Source organism: Qipengyuania seohaensis, from assembly GCF_002795865.1.
Lineage (GTDB): Bacteria > Pseudomonadota > Alphaproteobacteria > Sphingomonadales > Sphingomonadaceae > Qipengyuania > Qipengyuania seohaensis.
Genome location: NZ_CP024920.1, coordinates 2,134,371 through 2,151,917, shown reverse-complemented (window position 1 = coordinate 2,151,917; position 17,547 = coordinate 2,134,371). Strand labels below are relative to the sequence as shown.

The window sequence follows — 17,547 nt, the reverse complement described above, 5'->3', positions numbered from 1 at the left end:
AACCTCGAATGCAAGGTATCTGGTTACTGGGTCGAATCACGGAATATGCTTTAGTCACCAAGGAGATGCTGGCGCATCTATTGCTGAATTAGAAAGACTAGAAATAGCAGATGAATGCGGTCGAGATTGAAGAAGCGATATCGGAGCTAGCGGAACAGCCTTTTGACAAGACTGAATTCCCCTTCCAATTCCTTGCTGCATTCGGAAATAAACCCACTACCATTAAGCGTCTTCGCTCAGGCGCGTCGAATAGCTCCGACCTTGAGGGAGGGGTGCTGCAGCGCAACAATATTCACATTGCGACATGTGAATTTGGCGAGGTAGACGCGACACTTCAGGCGTTACGGCAAAGCCCCCAGACGGCGAGTGCCCGCGCCAAATTCATTCTCGCTACCGACGGCGAGACGCTTCAAGCCGAAGAGGTTGGAAGCGACGAAGCTCCTATCGCCTGTGAGTATGCGGACTTTCCTGACCACTTCGGTTTCCTGCTCCCGCTCGCTGGCATCACGACGGTCAAGCAAATCCGTGAGAGCTCGTTCGATATCAAGGCCACTGGGCGGCTTAATCGTCTCTATGTCGAGCTGCTGAAAGACAATCCCGATTGGGACACGGATGAGCGCCGCCCCGACATGAACCATTTCATGGCGCGGCTCATTTTTTGCTTCTTTGCCGAGGACACTGACATCTTCCACGGCGAAGACCTCTTCACGCGCACCATCGAGCAGATGAGTGAGAGAGACTCGTCCAACACGCACGAGGTGATTGGCGAGATTTTCCGCGCGATGGATTGCAAGCTCGCTGAGCGAGACGCCAACGACACGCCACGTTATGCAAACCAGTTTCCTTATGTGAATGGCGAGCTTTTTTCGGGAAGCACGGAAGTCCCCACCTTCAGCAGGATCGCGCGGTCTTACCTAATCAACATCGGCAATCTCGATTGGAAGAAGATCAACCCCGACATTTTCGGGAGCATGATTCAGGCCGTCGCCGACGATGAAGAGCGCGGCGCACTTGGGATGCACTACACTAGCGTTCCGAACATCCTAAAGGTGCTCAATCCGCTCTTTCTCGACGACCTTCGCGAGAAGCTTGAGGAAGCTGGCAACAGCCCCATCAAACTTCTCAATCTCAGAAAGCGCATGGCAAAGATCAGGGTTTTTGACCCTGCCTGCGGCTCAGGTAATTTTCTTGTGATCGCTTACAAAGAGATGAGAGCAATCGAAGCGGAGATAAACCAACGCCGCGATGAAGCCGACATCAGAACTGAGATACCGCTTACCAACTTTCGCGGAATCGAGCTGCGCAATTTCCCCGCTGAAATTGCGAGATTGGCTCTAATCATCGCCGAATATCAATGCGACGTACTATACCGAGGCCAGAAGGAAGCCCTGGCAGAGTTTCTTCCACTCGACGCTGAGAATTGGATAACATGCGGAAATGCGCTTCGGCTCGATTGGTTGAGCATTTGCCCGCCTACAGGGACTGGAGTGAAGCATACTGCCGATGATCTCTTCCACACTCCGCTAGAGCAAGCGCAGATTGACTTCGAAAATGAGGGCGGTGAAACCTACTTGTGCGGAAATCCGCCATACTTAGGGAGCAAATGGCAATCAAAAGAACAGAAAGACGAACTCCGAGAGATTTTCTCGGAGCATACAGGCAGTTGGAAATCGTTGGATTATGTCGCGGGTTGGTTCGCCAAAGCCGCTGATTACGGAACAAGAACGAAGGCGGTCTCAGCGTTCGTTGCAACAAACTCGATTTGCCAAGGTGTTCAAGTGCCTATCCTATGGCCCGTTATACACGAACACCAACATCAGATTGCGTTCGCGCACACCTCATTCAAATGGTCGAACCTAGCCAGTCACAATGCAGGTGTTACCGTTGCCATCATTGGCATCGCTACGGACTACGAAAGGACACCTGTCATTTTCTCCCTCGGTGACGACGGAGAGACAATCGCGAAGTCCGTCGATAAAATTAACTCCTATCTCGTTCCAGGCCGCGGCATCAATATCTCGCCATCTCGGGCGTCTATTTCTGGCTGTGCTTACATGGACCTTGGCAACATGCCCAAGGACGGTGGTCATCTGCTGATGACCGCTTCGGAAGCCGAAAAAATGATTGCGGCTGAACCTGATACCGCGAAATTTATCTTCGATTTCGTTGGCTCGCAGGAGTTTGTGAAGGGCATCGTTCGTCGCTGCCTATGGATTGAGGATCACGAAGTCCAGGAAGCCACCAAATCTGCTCAGATTGCAGAGCGTTTGGAGGGCGTCCGCGCGATGCGCTTAGCTAGCGATGCAGAATCCACCAGAGCTTTTGCTGATCGGGCACACCGTTTCAAACAAATTCAAGGTCGTGGAAAGCATCGAACAATCGTTGTTCCCAAAGTCACATCCGAAAAACGAAGCTATTTGCCTGTCGGGTTGCTTTCGTCACATTCAATTGTGTCCGATAACGCGTTTGCAATCTACGATGCAGCGATTTGGAACATGGCTATAATTACCTCGCGAATGCATTGGGTTTGGGTTTCTACTGTCTGTGGACAATTGGAAACCCGTATCCGTTATTCAAACACTTTAGGATGGCACACCTTCCCAGTCCCCAAGCTGACGGAGAAAAATATTGATGATCTTTCGCGCTCCGCCAACGACATCCTCTTAGCGCGTGAAGCTCACTTTCCTGCCACTTTCGCGGAACTCTATGACCCGGATGATATGCCCGAAGACCTGCGCGAAGCGCATGAGAGAAACGATGAGATTTTCGAACGCATCTACATCGGCCGACGATTCAAGAATGACACTGAACGGCTTGAGAAGCTGTTCGAGCTTTACACCAAGATGACGACCAAGCCTCAATCAACGAAAACGAAAATGAAAGCCTGACCTGATGACCGCCGAGAAATCCGTTCCTTCCGTATCCGTAACCTATGCGCAGACTGGTGCTTCGACCAAGTCGAACGAGCTGGGCATGAGGGCGATGCAGGAGCGGGCATACGAGAAGCGCGGCGAGCAGTATCTCCTCATCAAGTCTCCGCCTGCGTCAGGCAAAAGCCGCGCGCTTATGTTCATCGCGCTCGACAAGCTTCACCATCAGGACTTGAAGCAGGCCATCATCACCGTCCCTGAAAAATCAATCGGGTCGAGCTTTGCCGACGAACCCCTCAGCAAGTTCGGTTTCTGGGCAGATTGGGAGGTCGAGCCTCAGTGGAACCTCTGCAATGCCCCTGGCACAGAAGGCAGCAAAGCAGATTCAGTTGGAGCGTTCCTGAAAAGCGAAGCCCGCGTCCTCGTCTGTCCGCATGCTACTTTTCGCAACGCGGTCGAGAAGTTCGGAGTCGAAGCATTCGACAATCGGTTGATTGCGGTGGATGAGTTTCACCACGTCTCAGCCAACCCAGATAACAAGCTAGGCGTACAGCTCGCCGAGCTGATCGAGCGCGACAAGGTTCACGTTGTTGCGATGACAGGCTCCTACTTTCGTGGCGATGCCGAGGCAGTCCTCGCTCCGCAGGATGAAGCAAAGTTCGATAGCGTCACTTACACCTACTATGAGCAGCTCAACGGCTACAAATGGCTGAAGACTCTCGACATCGGCTATTTCTTCTACTCAGGCTCCTATGCCGATGACATCCTGAAGGTTCTTGACCCTGACGAGAAGACCATCATTCACATCCCGAGCGTCAATTCTCGTGAGAGCACCAAGGATAAACACCGCGAAGTTGAACACATCATCGACGAGCTTGGCGAGTGGAAAGGAACCGACCCCAAGACAGGCTTCCAGCTCGTCCATACCTCAGACGGCAAGGTTCTGAAGATTGCTGACCTTGTTGATGACAGCGACCAAGGCCAACGATCCAAAGTGCTCGCGGCGCTCAAAGACCCCGCTCAGAAAAACAATCGCGACAACGTAGATATCATCATCGCTTTAGGCATGGCGAAGGAAGGATTCGACTGGATATGGTGCGAGCATGCATTGACGGTTGGATATCGCGCCAGCCTGACCGAGATTGTTCAAATCATCGGGCGAGCAACGCGCGATGCTGAAGGGAAAACCCGCGCTCGTTTCACCAATCTGATTGCTGAACCCGACGCTTCGGAAGAGGCAGTCACGGAAGCCGTCAACGATACGCTGAAAGCCATCGCTGCCAGCCTTTTGATGGAGCAGGTTCTCGCACCCCGCTTCGAGTTCAAGCCGAAGAAACCGACCAATGTCGCGACCGAAGGGTTCGACTATGGGGAGGGCGGTTACGATCCCGACGCCTGCAATGTCGGATTCAACGAAGAGCGCGGAACATTCCAAATCGAGATAAAGGGACTTGCCGAGCCAAAGTCCGAAGAGGCCGAGCGCATTTGCCGAGAAGACCTCAACGAGGTCATCACGGCCTTCGTCCAGGACAAATCCTCGATTGAACGCGGACTCTTCGATGAGGAGCTTGTCCCCGAAGAGCTCACACAGGTTCGCATGGGCAAGATTATCAAGGCCAAGTTTCCCGAACTTGATGACGAGGATCAGGAGGCCGTTCGCCAGCATGCCATCGCAGCTCTTAATCTCACTCAGAAGGCCAAGGAAATCGCCGTCGGTGGTGACAACGAGGGTAAAGGCAATACGGCTCTCATTGATGGCGTCCGCAAATACGCGATGGACGTGCGAGAACTCGACATCGACCTCATCGACCGCATCAATCCTTTCGGAGAAGCATACGCTATTCTTGCTAAGACAATGAGCGAGGAGAGCCTGAAACAGGTTGCCTCAATCATCTCTGGCAAGCGGGTCAATTTGACTCCTGAGGAGGCTCGCGACCTTGCCAAACGCGCACTGAAGTTCAAACAGGAACGCGGACGCTTGCCCTCAATCACCTCAGCGGATGCTTGGGAAAAGAGGATGGCAGAAGGCGTTGCCTTCCTTGCGCGCATGAAGGCCGAGGCTGCCAATGGCTAATTTCACGCAGGAAGACGATGACCTCCTCGAAGAGCTAGGCGTTGAGGTAGAAGCCAAAAAGGTTGCCACTCGCACACCCCGCGAAGAGCGCATCATTGCGGGCTTTGAAGAAATTCAGCGTTTCGTCGAAGAGCATGGGAAGCGCCCACGGCACGGTGAGGACAATGACATTTTCGAACGCCTGTATGCAGTCAGATTAGAGCGCATCCGAGACCAAGAAGAGTGCCGTGCTCTTGTCGAGCCGATGGACCATCAAGGCTTGCTCGACACCACCGACATTGAGCAACCAGTCGAGGTTGACGAACTCGACGATGATGCACTTCTCGCTGAGCTAGGTGTGGAAGCCGAAACGGCAGACATCACCGAACTTCGTCATGTCCGTTCCAGCGCCGAAAAGCGTGCAGCCGAAGAGATTGCCAATCGCGACAAATGCGAGGACTTCGAGAAATTCGAGCCTCTCTTCGTGAAGGTTCAAAGGGAAATCAAAGACGGCATTCGCCAAACCCGCCCATTCGTCAAAGACGCTGGCTTCCTGAAGGCCGACATCAAACAGGGTGAATTCTTCATTCTGGGCGGACAAACCGTTTACGTCGCCGAGGTCGGAGAAATCATCAAAGCGCCTAACGGTGAAACAGACGCTCGGCTTCGTGTCATCTATTCCAACGGCACCGAGAGCAATCTGTTGCTTCGCTCGCTTCAAAGGGCGCTTTATAAAGACGAGGCAGGCAGGCGGATAACTGAACCAATTGCCGGCCCACTTTTCACGGAAGAAGAAGATGACGACGATCAGGCAAGCGGAACCATCTACGTTCTGCGGAGCAGGTCCGATCATCCAACCGTCGCGGCACATCGCGAGGTGCTTCACAAAATCGGAGTGACGAGCGGCAAAGTCGAGCGACGCATCGCGAATGCTAAGATCGACCCCACCTTCCTCATGGCTGAGGTCGAAATTGTCGCGACATACGAGCTATTCAATATCAATCGTACCAAGCTTGAAAACGTCATTCATCGAGTATTCGGCGCCGCAAAACTCGACATCGAAATCATAGACCGGTTCGGTAAACCGGTCGAACCTAAGGAGTGGTTCCTGGTTCCGCGGTTCGTCATCGACGAGGCTGTAGAGCGTATAAAGGATGGCACAATTAGCACGCTAAAATATGATCCCAATTCAGCAAGTTTGATCGAAAAAGAGTTCAGATCGTGAACTGCAGGTACAAACTCTTATCACCGGACTCGGCTGGGGAGAGCGCCGACCTGCTCGCAGGTAAGAACTCGGAAGATGGACTTCGCCGAATTCAGGCTTTGTTGGCCGACTGGCTGCGAATGGAGAACGTAGTGGTCTTGACCGCCGCTGGCTGCTCAGTCGGTGCAGGTGGACGACTGATGGCGGGGCCTGCCGCCAACAATTTGGAATGCCTGGTGCTCGATGCCGTTGAACAATGTCCCCTCTCAGAAAATGCCAAGGCGATCATCGAATGGAAGAAGGCGAACGGCTTTGGTGCTGGCGGTTTTGAAGATTGGCTCAGCTACCTCTTCAACGCTTCAGGCCTTACAAAATCCGAAGAATCACCGGTCGCGTCGGTGACGTGGAAACGGGGCGAAAGCACAAACGGCGAGGGTGCATCCCAAGAACACGGGTCTCTTGTGCTGAGCGAAGATGATGAGCGAACGCTCTGCCGCTACATCGAGAAGGCGATCTATGCGGAGTGCGCACTTCAAATCGATCGTGCCGAGCTTACAGCTGAAACCTCTGGCAGCTCTTCCGGCCATATTCCGTTTCTCGCAAAGCTCATAGCTCGCGACACCAACCTAGGCCGCACTCACCTTTTCACGCTCAATTACGATACGTTGTTCGAGCAAGCGCTCGAAGAGCTTGGCATTCAATATTTCGATGGCTTCTCTGGCAAAACAACCGCTCGCTTTGATCCTGCCGTGTATGGGCTGGACATCTACTATCCTGGCGACGTTGCAGAAGGCAGGGTCCGTCGCTTCGACAAATTTCTCCAGTACTACAAGCTCCACGGTTCCTTGCATTGGTTCGTGGATGATGATGGAACGTATCGGTCGCGTCACAGGGATTTGTCGTTTGCTCAAGCTTATCGCGGTAGTGACGTTGCCGGAAAAGCTCTCAAGCTCCAGTCCGATGAATTCAATCAGATCGGATCCTTTGGCATTCTGCCCACGTCACAGAAATTCACCCAGACTCTGGGAATGCCGTTCTCGCATCTGTTCCGGCTTTTCCAGGCGAGGCTGAACCAGCCGCAGACGTTTTTGCTCGTTCTTGGATATGGTTTCGGCGATGACCACGTCACCCGCATCATCGAAACGGCCATGATGAACCCGTCTCTCGTGATGCTCGTTGTTGAGCCGAACCCGGCGAGCAAGATCGTCGAACGGATCGCCGCTTATCAAAGCTTGGGCCAGCGTGCATTTGTTCTCACGGAGCGGCTTGAGCCTGGGGCCGATTGCTCCTTCAAAATCGCTACTTTTGCCGATTTTGCGCAAAACGTCATGCCAGACGTAAAGTGGCTGGAAGACTTCAAACGGCTGCGCCAGTTTGAGGAGCAAATCCGAAAGACCGAAGAGAAAGGGTCTGAACAAACCGCAGGTGAAGCTTAATGGAGCAGCCGCGCGTCATAGGCCATGTGGTGTCCGTCAATGGCTTCCGTCTGAAAGTAGAGCTTTCGACTGAGGCCAAGTCATCATCACGCGCGACACCTGATGGCGTGCAGCGGGCTGTCGCCATCAATTCATTCTTGACCTTCGATCTTGGGGCTGGGGCTCTCGCAATCGGTATTCTCAGCGATCTTGAGGCCCGAGAAGCCTACGATCCCACAACCGATGATGAGCTGTCCTTGGAGCTAACCAAGCCCAGACGCATAGCGTCTGTTCAATTGCTGGGAATTGTGAAGCAGGCGGCCAAAGGCAACTGGAAATTCGATACAGGCATAACCATTCTACCGACTCTCGATACACCGGCTGAGGTCGCCAATCCCGATATACTAACCGGCATTTTCGGGCGGCCTCCGTTGCGAAACAAGCCAAGAGGCTGGGGTGAAGGAGATTTCGATTTTCCGTTGGAGATCGGTCATCAAACGGGCGACGAAAACACAAAAGTGAGCGCTTCGTTCAATGACCTGTTCTCAAGGCCGCTAGCTGTCGTCGGCAATACGGGGTCCGGCAAATCCTACACTGTTGCCAGCCTCATTCGCGGCGTACTTGACCACGACAAAATGCAGTCCGAGGATGGCTTTGACCCTCACATCTTCATTCTAGATATCAATGGAGAATATGCGAGCGCGTTCTTGAGCGCCCAGCAAGCAGATTATCAGCGCGAGCCAAATAAGCTCTACCTCAATGGCGAGGAATTTTGCCTTCCAGCGTGGCTCATGAACGGCGAAGAGATCTGTGATTGGCTGCAAGCTTCTGAAGCGACGCAGGAGCCAGTTCTCAAAGATTGGTGGGCGATCGCGAAAGCGTCACCAAGTGGTGCCAGCGCTTATGACCCGCTCCAAGTGGCCATTACCAAGATTGATGCTGCTGTCGCGTGGCTCGACGACCCAAAGCAGCCTGCGTCAGGGTCATTTGATGTTCCGATTAACCATGCTGAGCAATACGCGACCGATGTCGATTGGGATGGCTTTCGCAACCTAATCATCTGGACTCCCAACAACACCCACGATTGGCGCAAGATATCCAACGAAAAGGCTGTGAGGGATTGCCTCGGCGAAATCCGAACCGAACTCTTGGAGAAGATATCGCAGCGCCAGAACGAGGGGGTGAATTTCGCGAAATCCGCCGATGCCCCGCGCTTTGTCGCAGTTCAGGAGTTTCGCGATCCAAACCTCGTAGATCGGTCTACGGACCAAGAGGGTAGCAAGAGGCTGGATCAGTATCTTCTGACACTCAAGCTTCGAATGCGAACGCGTCTTGATGACCGGAGATGGCAGTCGTTCTTCAGCTTTGAAGAACAAGGCATCGACTCGTTTCAAGCATGGATGGATAAGCTGGGTATCGGACGCAAATCATCGTCCCGCGTTTCCGTCCTAGATATGTCGATGCTGGCCTCGGAGGTCCTTCCCTTCGCCTGTGCCTTGCTTGGCCGCATCTTCTTGGAAACCCGAGAAATGCTGAAGCCTGACATTCGTAGCCGTTACCCGTGGCTACTCATACTCGAAGAGGCCCACAACTACGTCAGACCGCCACGCACATTAGAGGAACGCAGTCAGAGCCTTTCACGCAGTGCGTTCGAGCGGGTCGCGAAGGAAGGAAGGAAATTTGGCCTTTCGCTCGTCGTCGCAAGCCAGAGGCCAAGCGAGATCAGTCAGACAATCATAAGTCAGTGCGCCAACTTCTTCTCGCATCGCCTCCAAAACCCCGACGACATTGATCATTTCCGCCGCATAATTCCCAAGCAAGCGCAGCGCCTGCTCGACCAGGTAACAGTTCTGGCTGCGGGCGAAGCGATAGTTTTCGGCAGTGCCCTTCATGTGCCGGTGCGGGTGCAAATGAAGATGCCTGCAAGAGAGCCCTGGAGTGCGACAGCAGCACCATTTGTTGATTGGGCGAAGGGCGACATCTTTCCTCTCAAAGATGTCATGTCTGACTGGGGATTGGATTCGAAAAAAGGAGAAGGCGAAGAGGAGGTACCTGCGGCAATCGGTGAGGCTGCGGAAGCTGAGCCGAAGTCTAATGATCTTGATGATGACATCCCCTTCTAGGACGAACCTACGCATCCTAGACCGAGACAAAGTGAACTTCTGGAAGGGTACTTGCTCACGGTTTTCCCATTCTGATGGTCGCGCAACCGGCGCGTCAAGGACGGCAGGGTCCCACCATTTTGCCTTCCCTTCGCTACGCTACAGTCCGACAAAATCGTTACCCCTACCGCCGCTGCGCGGTCGCCCCTAGGGGCGATCCCTGACCCGCCGGCCGCACGCCCATCCGTCCTGCTCCTGCCGTCAACGGCAGACATCAGGAGGATATTATGGCTTCAATTGCTCAGCACAATTCGAACTCGGATTGACGTGACCCCCTGATTTTCCTCCAAGTTGGATTAGAGTCCGGCCCTGACAGAAGGACGGACGAGATGAAGAGAACGAGGTTTTCAGAAGAGCAGATCATCGGCGTGCTCAAGGAAGCCGAGGCGGGTGCGAAGACTGCCGACTTGGCCCGGCGACACGGTGTGTCGGAAGCGACGATCTACAACTGGAAGTCGAAGTATGGTGGGCTGGAGGTGTCTGATGCCCGTCGGCTCAAGGAGCTGGAGAGCGAGAACGCCAAGCTCAAGCGGTTGCTGGCCGATGCGATGTTGGACAAGGCTGCGCTGAAGGATCTTCTGGCAAAAAAGTTCTGACGCCCGCCGCGCAGCGGGAAGCTGTCGCTCATCTTCAGGCATGCCACGGGATGAGCGAGCGACGGGCGTGCCGTGTCATCGATGCCGATCGCAAGAGCGTGCGTTACCGTTCCACCCGGGACGATGATGCCGGTCTGCGAGAGAAGCTGCGGGAGCTGGCCAACCAGCGTCGCCGGTTCGGCTATCGCCGTCTGCATATCCTGCTGCGCCGGGAGGGGATCATGATCAACCGGAAGAAGACCCAGAGGCTCTACAAGGAGGAAGGCTTGGCGGTGAGGCGTCGACGCAGCCGCAGGCGCGCAGTCGGCACGAGGGCACCTGCTCCGGTGCTGGCGCTGCCGAACCAGCGCTGGAGCCTCGACTTCGTTCACGATCAGATGGCGTCTGGCAGGCGGTTCCGCGTACTCAACGTCGTTGATGACGTGACGAGGGAGTGTCTCGCAGCGGTGCCGGATACCTCGATCTCTGGTCGCCGTGTCGTTCGCGAGCTGACCGAGCTGATCGCCCAGCGTGGCAAGCCCGGCATGATCGTCAGCGACAACGGAACCGAGCTCACCAGCAACGCCGTGCTGGCATGGTGCGGCGAGATCGGCGTCGAGTGGCATTATATCGCGCCCGGAAGGCCGATGCAGAATGGCTATGTCGAGAGCTTCAACGGTCGGATGCGGGACGAACTGCTCAACGAGACGCTGTTCTTGAGCATGGCCCATGCCCGTGTCGAGATCGCCGCCTGGGTGGATGATTACAACCGGGAGCGACCGCACTCATCGCTTGGCTACGCAACACCGGCGGCGTTCGCCGCCGAACTGGATAAGCAACGGCCTGCTTCGCTACGCCCTCCGGGCTCCGCTGCGCAGCCCATTGCTTCAACCGCGCTCATGCGCAACAACGCGGCCAGGCTCTAATCCCAGCTGGGGGAAAGCTGGGGGTCACGTCACGCGGTGTATCCGGGGCCTTTATTGGAGGAGCCTGAGGCATTTGCGAGCCGGCTCCATCTTCCTCAAAGCTATTGCTTGGCGGCCGTCTGCGATGGACGGCTCATCGCTTATCTGCTCGCTCATGGCTGGCCTAGTAAAAATCCTCCGGCCTTGGATGCGGTGCTTAGCCCCGCACGACAGAGTGAAGTCCTCTACATACATGATCTGGCGGTAGCGCCTTTCGGGCGCGGTTTGCGTCTTGGACAAAGGCTACTGCAACGCGCCTTCGAATTGGCGGTTCGAGATAAGCTGACCGATGCAGAACTGATCGCAGTGGAAGGTGCAGCGCCTTACTGGCGCCGCCTTGGTTTCATCGAGCCCGAAGTCCCCGACAGTTTGAGGCGAAAAGTTACCGCTTATGGGAAAGGTGCGCGTTGGATGGCCCGAGCGCTCCCGCTTTGCGGCTCGCCGTGGTCAGGCGAGCGTACCCTACCAGGTTCATCGGGCTCCGATTAAGCAATCTCCTAATCCGGATACGAATTTAGATGAGGCTGATCCTAAGCCGCGCGTCCTCGAAGTTTTCCGAACGACAATTATGGAAAGCCTCGATCAAATTCGACGAACGACTTCTACGGGTATTCCCTTAGATAGAAGATCACCATAGTGGCTCGGCGCAAGGCGGTGAGCCGATCTACCGGGGCCCCTGCATGCAAGCCATCTTGCATGCCCGGAGGCTCTCCGCCCCCCTAGCTGGGTTCTCAGCTTGATTCCAAAAGCTGTCAGACTGACAATGTCTTACTTCCCTTGCATGCTCGATGGGCATATTCTCCCCACGAGTCGGTGGACCACACAGAACGCGACCCTGTGTGAGATTGCACCTCGACGGTTCACCGCCTCACACATGCTCGAACCTGGACCCAATGCAGCAGCAATTTTGGTTCTAGTCTGGGCACACGAAGGGCTTGCGGTTTAACGAGGGTGTCGCTTCGACCTCTCGTTATTTCAATTGTAGATTAAACGCGACTGCAGCCAAGCTATCATGAAGCTCGCACCGTATTTTGCCTGTATGGCGATCGGCCCAAACGAGCGGTCACCTGCGACCCCACCTGTGTGAAGCGACTTCGGTCACTCTCGTGCGAATGGCCGCTCTGGGGAAGGAACGGATATGGCTGCAATGGCCGAAATTGGGGCGCATTGCTGACTGGCCAATTTGGGGCCGATAGCGGAATGTCTGCTTGCGGAGCCGATATAGCCTATAGCTGCCATTCAGTTCGCTCCAAGACCAAACCAAAGTCAATCACCGCTAGCGAGGCAAGGCTGCGTCGATGGCGACCTGGGCTAGCGCCTTCGCATTGCTTGTGACCTCTTGAGGTTGATGCAGGTGGGCAAGCACGATCGCTCCTTCCTTGATCAGCAAGAGTTGGTAGGCCAGCTCTTCCGGCTCGGGCGCGCCAGCCTGTTTCGTCAACTCCTCGAAGTATCGAGCCAACAGGCTCTTGTGCTCAGCAGAGATAGCGTGGATCGGATGATCGCGCTGCAGATACTCCGAGGACGCCTTGACGAACATGCAGCTCTTGAAGTCGGGCTCGTTGAACCATTCGCCTAGCGCGTTGAAGATAGCGAGCAGACGATCGCGTGGCTCCTCGGTCAGCGCCTCGATCCGACGCTGAAGCCAGTTTCGAAATTGCTCGTCGCGCAGCCGCAGCGTTGCAAGGATCAGATCCTCCTTCGTGCGGAAGTGTTTGTAGATTGCAGTTTTGGAGACGCCAGTTTCTTTGGCGAGACGATCCATACCGACGGCATGGAAGCCCCCGCGATAAAACGACTCGAGCGCTTTTTGGACCAGTTCCTCCCTTTTTGAAGCACTCATAACGCGACCTTTCCGGCATAAACATTCACAGATCGGTAAATAGTCACGATCTCTTGGGGAATCAACGTCGGACAATTAACTGTATATATTTCAGCAATCTAGGCCTCACACACTCCCAGTCCAAACAGATCTTAGAAAGAATTTTCCCTTTCACACATTGACAGATCGGTTATCCTCTGCGATTTAACGTGTACCGATCGGTTACGGTCGGAGCATCTTCAGGAGGAACACATGTCATCGCTCACTCATCTTTCGCCTAGATCTCGAAATGCCGCCTTCGCTATCGCTGCGAGCTTGGCTGGCGTGGCACTTGCCCCGCCTACGGTCGCATCCGCCGGGAGCGAAGTTTCCCGGGCCGCAACCGCGACCCAGCCCCCGGCCAACGATGGTCTACCCATGCCTGGCTTCGAAATTGTTCCCGGCGAGACCGCCATCGTTATCACCGATCCGCAGAACGACTTTCTCTCACCCGATGGCGTGACCTGGGGCGTTGTCGGACAGAGCATCACCGAAAATGGGACCGTCGAGAATATTGGCGCGCTGTTCGATGTGGCCGACGAAACCGGGATGCCGGTGTTCATCTCGCCGCATTACTATTTCGAGCACGATCATCGCTGGCAGTTCGAGGGAACGCTCGAGACGCTGATGCACTCCATCGGCATGTTCGACCGTCCGCATGCCCTGACTTTGGAAGGGTTCGAGGGCTCTGGCGCCGATTGGCTCGATCAGTACAAGCCGCATATCAACAACGGTCGCACCGTCGTGACCAGCCCGCACAAAGTCTACGGCCCCGACAGCAACGACCTGGTGTTGCAATTGCGCAAGGCCGGAATTTCCCAAGTCGTCCTCGGCGGCATGTCGTCCAACCTCTGCACAGAGTCGCACATGCGCGCTCTAATCGAAGCCGGCTTCGAGGTGATGGTTGTCACCGATGCGACCGCTGGCGCGATAACGCCGTACTATGACGGCTACGCCGCGTCGCTTGTCAATTTCCGCATGATCGCAAGCAAGGTCGACAACACCGAAAATACCGTCAGCGCAATCAAGGCCGCTTACGCAGCGCAGTAACCCCCGCCCCTGGCTGGAGCTCTCCCCCCTCCCGTCCTGCTCCAGCCAACTGGACGGTGGCCGCCTAAGCCATCCCCCGCCCCCTCCCGGCTCATGCGGTCACCGTCAATCCTTCAAAGCCAAGCCCAAGGAGAAAGAACGTGCGTATCAAATCAACCTGCATCACCCTCGCAATTGCTGTCGCCACCGGCATCGCCGCCCCCGCCTTCGCATCCGATGAATATAACATCACCAATGGCGTCACGACCGAAGGCACGGGTCTAGGCGTTCACGGTTTCGATACTGTCGCGCTCAGCACGCTGAATACCGTGGCACGTGGTGATGCAAGCCACGCTGTGGTCCACGACGGGGTCACCTACTATTTCGCGTCGGATATCACCGCCGAGCGCTTCAAGTCTGACCCAGCACAGTATCTTCCACAGTACGGCGGCTTCTGCGCTTATGCCGTAGCCAAGGGTAAGAAGTTCGATGGCGATCCGCGCTACGCCGATATCGTCGACGGCAAGCTCTATCTGTTCGTTAGTGCCGCCGTTTTCGAAATCTACCTTGCCGACAAGGAGAACATCTTGCGCACGGCGGCCGAGCAATGGCCCACAATCAAACACACGCCAGTCGAAGAACTTTAAGCAGACCGGTGGTCGTCGTTTCCGGCGACCACCTCCATCCCACGACATAGGAGTAAGAAGTCATGCTTTTCCCACCAGAATACCCCGAATTCGAAGCCGCCCCAGCCACGCCTATCGCTGCTCGTATTGCTGCCGGTGCGGCCTCCGTCGCGCTCGCCTTCACCAGCTTTGCCCTCGCCACAGACGCGCAGGCGCGTGAAGCCGCTCAACGTTCGCCAACTGAGGCAACGATGCAAATGATCAACCCCGCGGTCGCGCACCTCTCAATTGAGATCGAGGGTGTAGAGATCGCCTACCGCGAAGCCGGCGATCGAGAACGCCCGACAGTGCTACTGCTGCATGGCTTTCCAACCAGCTCACAAATGTTCGATGAGCTGATCCCCGCTCTGGCTGCACGCTATCACGTGCTCGCGCCCGACTATCCCGGATATGGCGCGAGCGAGATGCCGTCGCGCGAGGACTTCGAATACAGTTTCGCCAATCTGGCCAACATCGTGGACCAGTTCGTCCAAGCCAAAGAGGTCGACCGCTACAGCCTCTATCTCATGGATTATGGTGCGCCGATCGGCTTCCGCCTCTTCGCCGAAAATCCCGAGAAGGTGAACGGTTTCATCATCCAGAACGGTAATGCCTATGAAGAAGGGCTGCGCGAGTTTTGGGATCCGATCAAGGCATATTGGGCTAGCGGGTCGGCTGAGGATCGCGAAGCCTTGCGCGGCCTGCTGTCACTCGACGCAACCAAATGGCAGTACACCCATGGTGTGGGCGATGTCAGCACGATCAGCCCGGATAATTGGCATACCGACCAGTTCCTGCTCGATCGCGAGGGCAATCAGGAAATCCAGCTCGACCTCTTCGCGAGCTACGCCACCAATGTCACCGAGTATCCCAAATGGCAGGCGCTGTTCCGCGAGCACCAGCCGCCGGCGATCCTCCTGTGGGGCAAGAACGACCACATTTTCCCGGCGGAAGGCGCGCATCCCTACAAGCGCGACCTTACCAACATCGAGTTTCACTTGCTCGATACCGGCCATTTCGCGCTCGAAGAATACGGACCGATGATGGCCAAAGAAATCCTCGAATTCCTCGACCGCGAGACTCCCCAGGGCTGACACTTCCCCCACTCAGCCCTCCCTTGCGGGGCGCGGTACGTCCCCTCTCTCTCCAGTCCGCGCCCCACATTTCTCTCCTCCCGATCCGAGTAAACACAATGACCAAGCTTGCCCCCCCATTCACCGCAGAAACCGCCGCCGCAAAAGTCCAGGCGGCTGAAGATGCCTGGAACACGCGCGATCCGGAACGCGTCGCGCTCGCCTATTCGCCCGACAGCGAATGGAGAAACCGCGCTTCATTTCTGAAAGGGCGCGAGGAGATCCGCGCGTTTCTGGCGGAGAAGTGGAGCCGCGAGCACGATTATCGGCTCAGGAAAACGCTCTGGGCCTACACCGAAAACCGCATCGCGGTCCGCTTCGAATATGAGTGGCACGACGATGATGGGCAGTGGTTTCGCAGCCATGGCAACGAGATGTGGGAATTCGACGGTGACGGGCTCATGCAAAAGCGTTTCGCCAGCATCAACGACGAGCCGATCGCCGAGCAGGACCGCAGACTCACCTGATCCCCAGTATCCGGAGAACAATCATGCCCCGTGCCTATGCCGAATTGACCTTCACCCCCAACGTCCGCGCTGTGCAGGAGAAACAGGGTAGCGCAGTCAGCTACGCCAAGTTTCTCGCCCCCGAAGTTTCAGGAGGCGACGTACTCACCGCACGAGAGGCCGAGTTTATCGCGGAGCGCGACGGCTTCTACCAGGCAACGGTTTCTGGAACCGGCTGGCCCTATGTCCAGTTTCGTGGCGGTCCGCGCGGCTTCCTCAAGGTGCTCGATGCGAAGCGGCTCGCCTATGCCGACTTCCGCGGAAACCGCCAGTATCTCAGCGTTGGCAATCTGCAGTCGAACGAACGCATCTCGCTCTTCCTGATGGACTATCCCAACAGGCGGCGGCTGAAGATCCTCGGCACTGTCGAGCTGATCGACGTCGAGGATGATCCCGATCTCATCGCGCGACTTCACGACCCCGAGTATCGCGCTGTGCCCGAACGCGCCTTTGTCATCACCCTCGCAGGCTTCGACTGGAACTGTCCGCAACATATCCCGCAGCGCTATACGCTCGAGGAACTCAGCGAATTGGAGCCCGAACAATGAGGATGAACCAATATACCGTGCCTGTCGCGGATTTCGCCAAGTCGGTTTCCTTCTATGAAGCCCTCGGCCTCAAACTCATCGTCTCGGCGAGAAAGGAGTATGCTCGCTTTGAGGTTCCAGGCGATCTGAGCACGCTATCTCTTTCGCTTTCCCAGCATCCCACGCCCGCAAGCGGCCTCATCTATTTCGAGGTGGACGATGTCGACGCAACCGTTGCCGATCTCAGATCGCGCGGCATCGCGATCGACGAGGATCCATCCGACAAACCCTATCTCTGGAGGGAGGCCAAGCTGCGCGACCCGACGGGCAACCGCATCTGTCTATATCACGCGGGCGAAAATCGCCGATTTCCCCCGTGGAGGCTGGCTGATTAGAAGACTTGGCCGAGAATTGTGAACACATATGCTGGAGCCGCAGAGTTTGGGCCGATACCAAACTGTCTGCTGATAGGGTCGAAATTCGGAAAAGCAGCCGCTCGGCTACCGTCCCAAGAGCGGACTGTCCGTTCTTATCGACTTTATTGACTATGTCGACATTCGGGGCGGGGGGGACCTAAGTCCT

General features: G+C 55.8%; 14 protein-coding genes. 13 read left to right on the top strand and 1 reads right to left on the bottom strand.

From position 1 onward, the window contains the following. Positions 1–110: 110 nt before the first annotated feature. The 7 genes from CVE41_RS10485 (at position 111) to CVE41_RS15040 (ending at position 11,733) form a co-directional block, all read left to right on the top strand. Positions 111–2,888 carry a class I SAM-dependent DNA methyltransferase gene (locus tag CVE41_RS10485; protein ID WP_100260603.1) on the top strand — a complete coding sequence of 926 codons (2,778 nt, stop codon included), beginning with the start codon at positions 111–113 and terminating at the stop codon, positions 2,886–2,888. A gap of 4 nt (positions 2,889–2,892) precedes the next feature. Then, positions 2,893–4,944 (top strand): DEAD/DEAH box helicase, encoded by a 2,052-nt coding sequence (locus tag CVE41_RS10480; protein WP_100260602.1) that lies wholly within the window; start codon positions 2,893–2,895, stop codon positions 4,942–4,944. Further along, positions 4,937–6,148, top strand: a complete 1,212-nt coding sequence (locus CVE41_RS10475) for a GIY-YIG nuclease family protein (RefSeq protein ID WP_100260601.1) — start codon at positions 4,937–4,939, stop codon at positions 6,146–6,148. Before CVE41_RS10480 ends, CVE41_RS10475 begins: the two co-directional genes overlap by 8 nt. Positions 6,149–6,249: 101 nt before the next feature. Then, a complete protein-coding gene (locus CVE41_RS10470) occupies positions 6,250–7,563 on the top strand; it encodes an SIR2 family protein (RefSeq protein ID WP_198507652.1) in 1,314 nt (437 codons plus the stop codon). After that, positions 7,563–9,665 (top strand): ATP-binding protein, encoded by a 2,103-nt coding sequence (locus CVE41_RS10465; RefSeq protein ID WP_100260599.1) that lies wholly within the window; start codon positions 7,563–7,565, stop codon positions 9,663–9,665. The genes CVE41_RS10470 and CVE41_RS10465 overlap by 1 nt, the downstream gene beginning before the upstream one ends. A 368-nt stretch (positions 9,666–10,033) precedes the next feature. Further along, a protein-coding gene (locus CVE41_RS10460; protein ID WP_100260598.1) for an IS3 family transposase occupies positions 10,034–11,205 on the top strand; the annotation gives its coding sequence in 2 pieces (ribosomal slippage) (positions 10,034–10,286 and positions 10,286–11,205; 1,173 coding nt in all). Between the two features lie 36 nt (positions 11,206–11,241). Next, positions 11,242–11,733: a GNAT family N-acetyltransferase gene (locus CVE41_RS15040; RefSeq protein WP_408633947.1), complete on the top strand. Its 492-nt coding sequence runs from the start codon at positions 11,242–11,244 to the stop codon at positions 11,731–11,733. 787 nt (positions 11,734–12,520) lie between these two features. On the opposite strand, the gene CVE41_RS10450 is transcribed toward CVE41_RS15040, so the two are convergent. Further along, on the bottom strand, positions 12,521–13,087 hold the full coding sequence (locus CVE41_RS10450; RefSeq protein WP_100260596.1) for a TetR/AcrR family transcriptional regulator: 567 nt from the start codon (positions 13,085–13,087) through the stop codon (positions 12,521–12,523). A 396-nt stretch (positions 13,088–13,483) separates the two neighbouring features. Here CVE41_RS10450 and CVE41_RS10445 point away from each other — a divergent pair, with 396 nt between their 5' ends. From CVE41_RS10445 to CVE41_RS10420, 6 genes are all read left to right on the top strand, one after another. Further along, positions 13,484–14,155 carry an isochorismatase family protein gene (locus tag CVE41_RS10445; protein WP_100260595.1) on the top strand — a complete coding sequence of 224 codons (672 nt, stop codon included), beginning with the start codon at positions 13,484–13,486 and terminating at the stop codon, positions 14,153–14,155. A 140-nt stretch (positions 14,156–14,295) separates the two neighbouring features. After that, positions 14,296–14,781, top strand: coding sequence for a YHS domain-containing (seleno)protein (locus CVE41_RS10440; protein WP_100260594.1), 486 nt, complete (start codon positions 14,296–14,298; stop codon positions 14,779–14,781). A 62-nt stretch (positions 14,782–14,843) separates the two neighbouring features. After that, positions 14,844–15,893, top strand: coding sequence for an alpha/beta fold hydrolase (locus tag CVE41_RS10435; protein WP_100260593.1), 1,050 nt, complete (start codon positions 14,844–14,846; stop codon positions 15,891–15,893). A 98-nt stretch (positions 15,894–15,991) separates the two neighbouring features. Next, entirely contained in the window at positions 15,992–16,399 is a 408-nt protein-coding gene (locus CVE41_RS10430; RefSeq protein ID WP_100260592.1) for a nuclear transport factor 2 family protein, read from the top strand. Positions 16,400–16,422: 23 nt separating this feature from the next. Then, positions 16,423–16,986, top strand: a complete 564-nt coding sequence (locus CVE41_RS10425) for a pyridoxamine 5'-phosphate oxidase family protein (RefSeq protein WP_100260591.1) — start codon at positions 16,423–16,425, stop codon at positions 16,984–16,986. A 2-nt stretch (positions 16,987–16,988) separates the two neighbouring features. Then, positions 16,989–17,360 (top strand): VOC family protein, encoded by a 372-nt coding sequence (locus tag CVE41_RS10420; RefSeq protein WP_198507651.1) that lies wholly within the window; start codon positions 16,989–16,991, stop codon positions 17,358–17,360. Positions 17,361–17,547 lie beyond the last annotated feature (187 nt).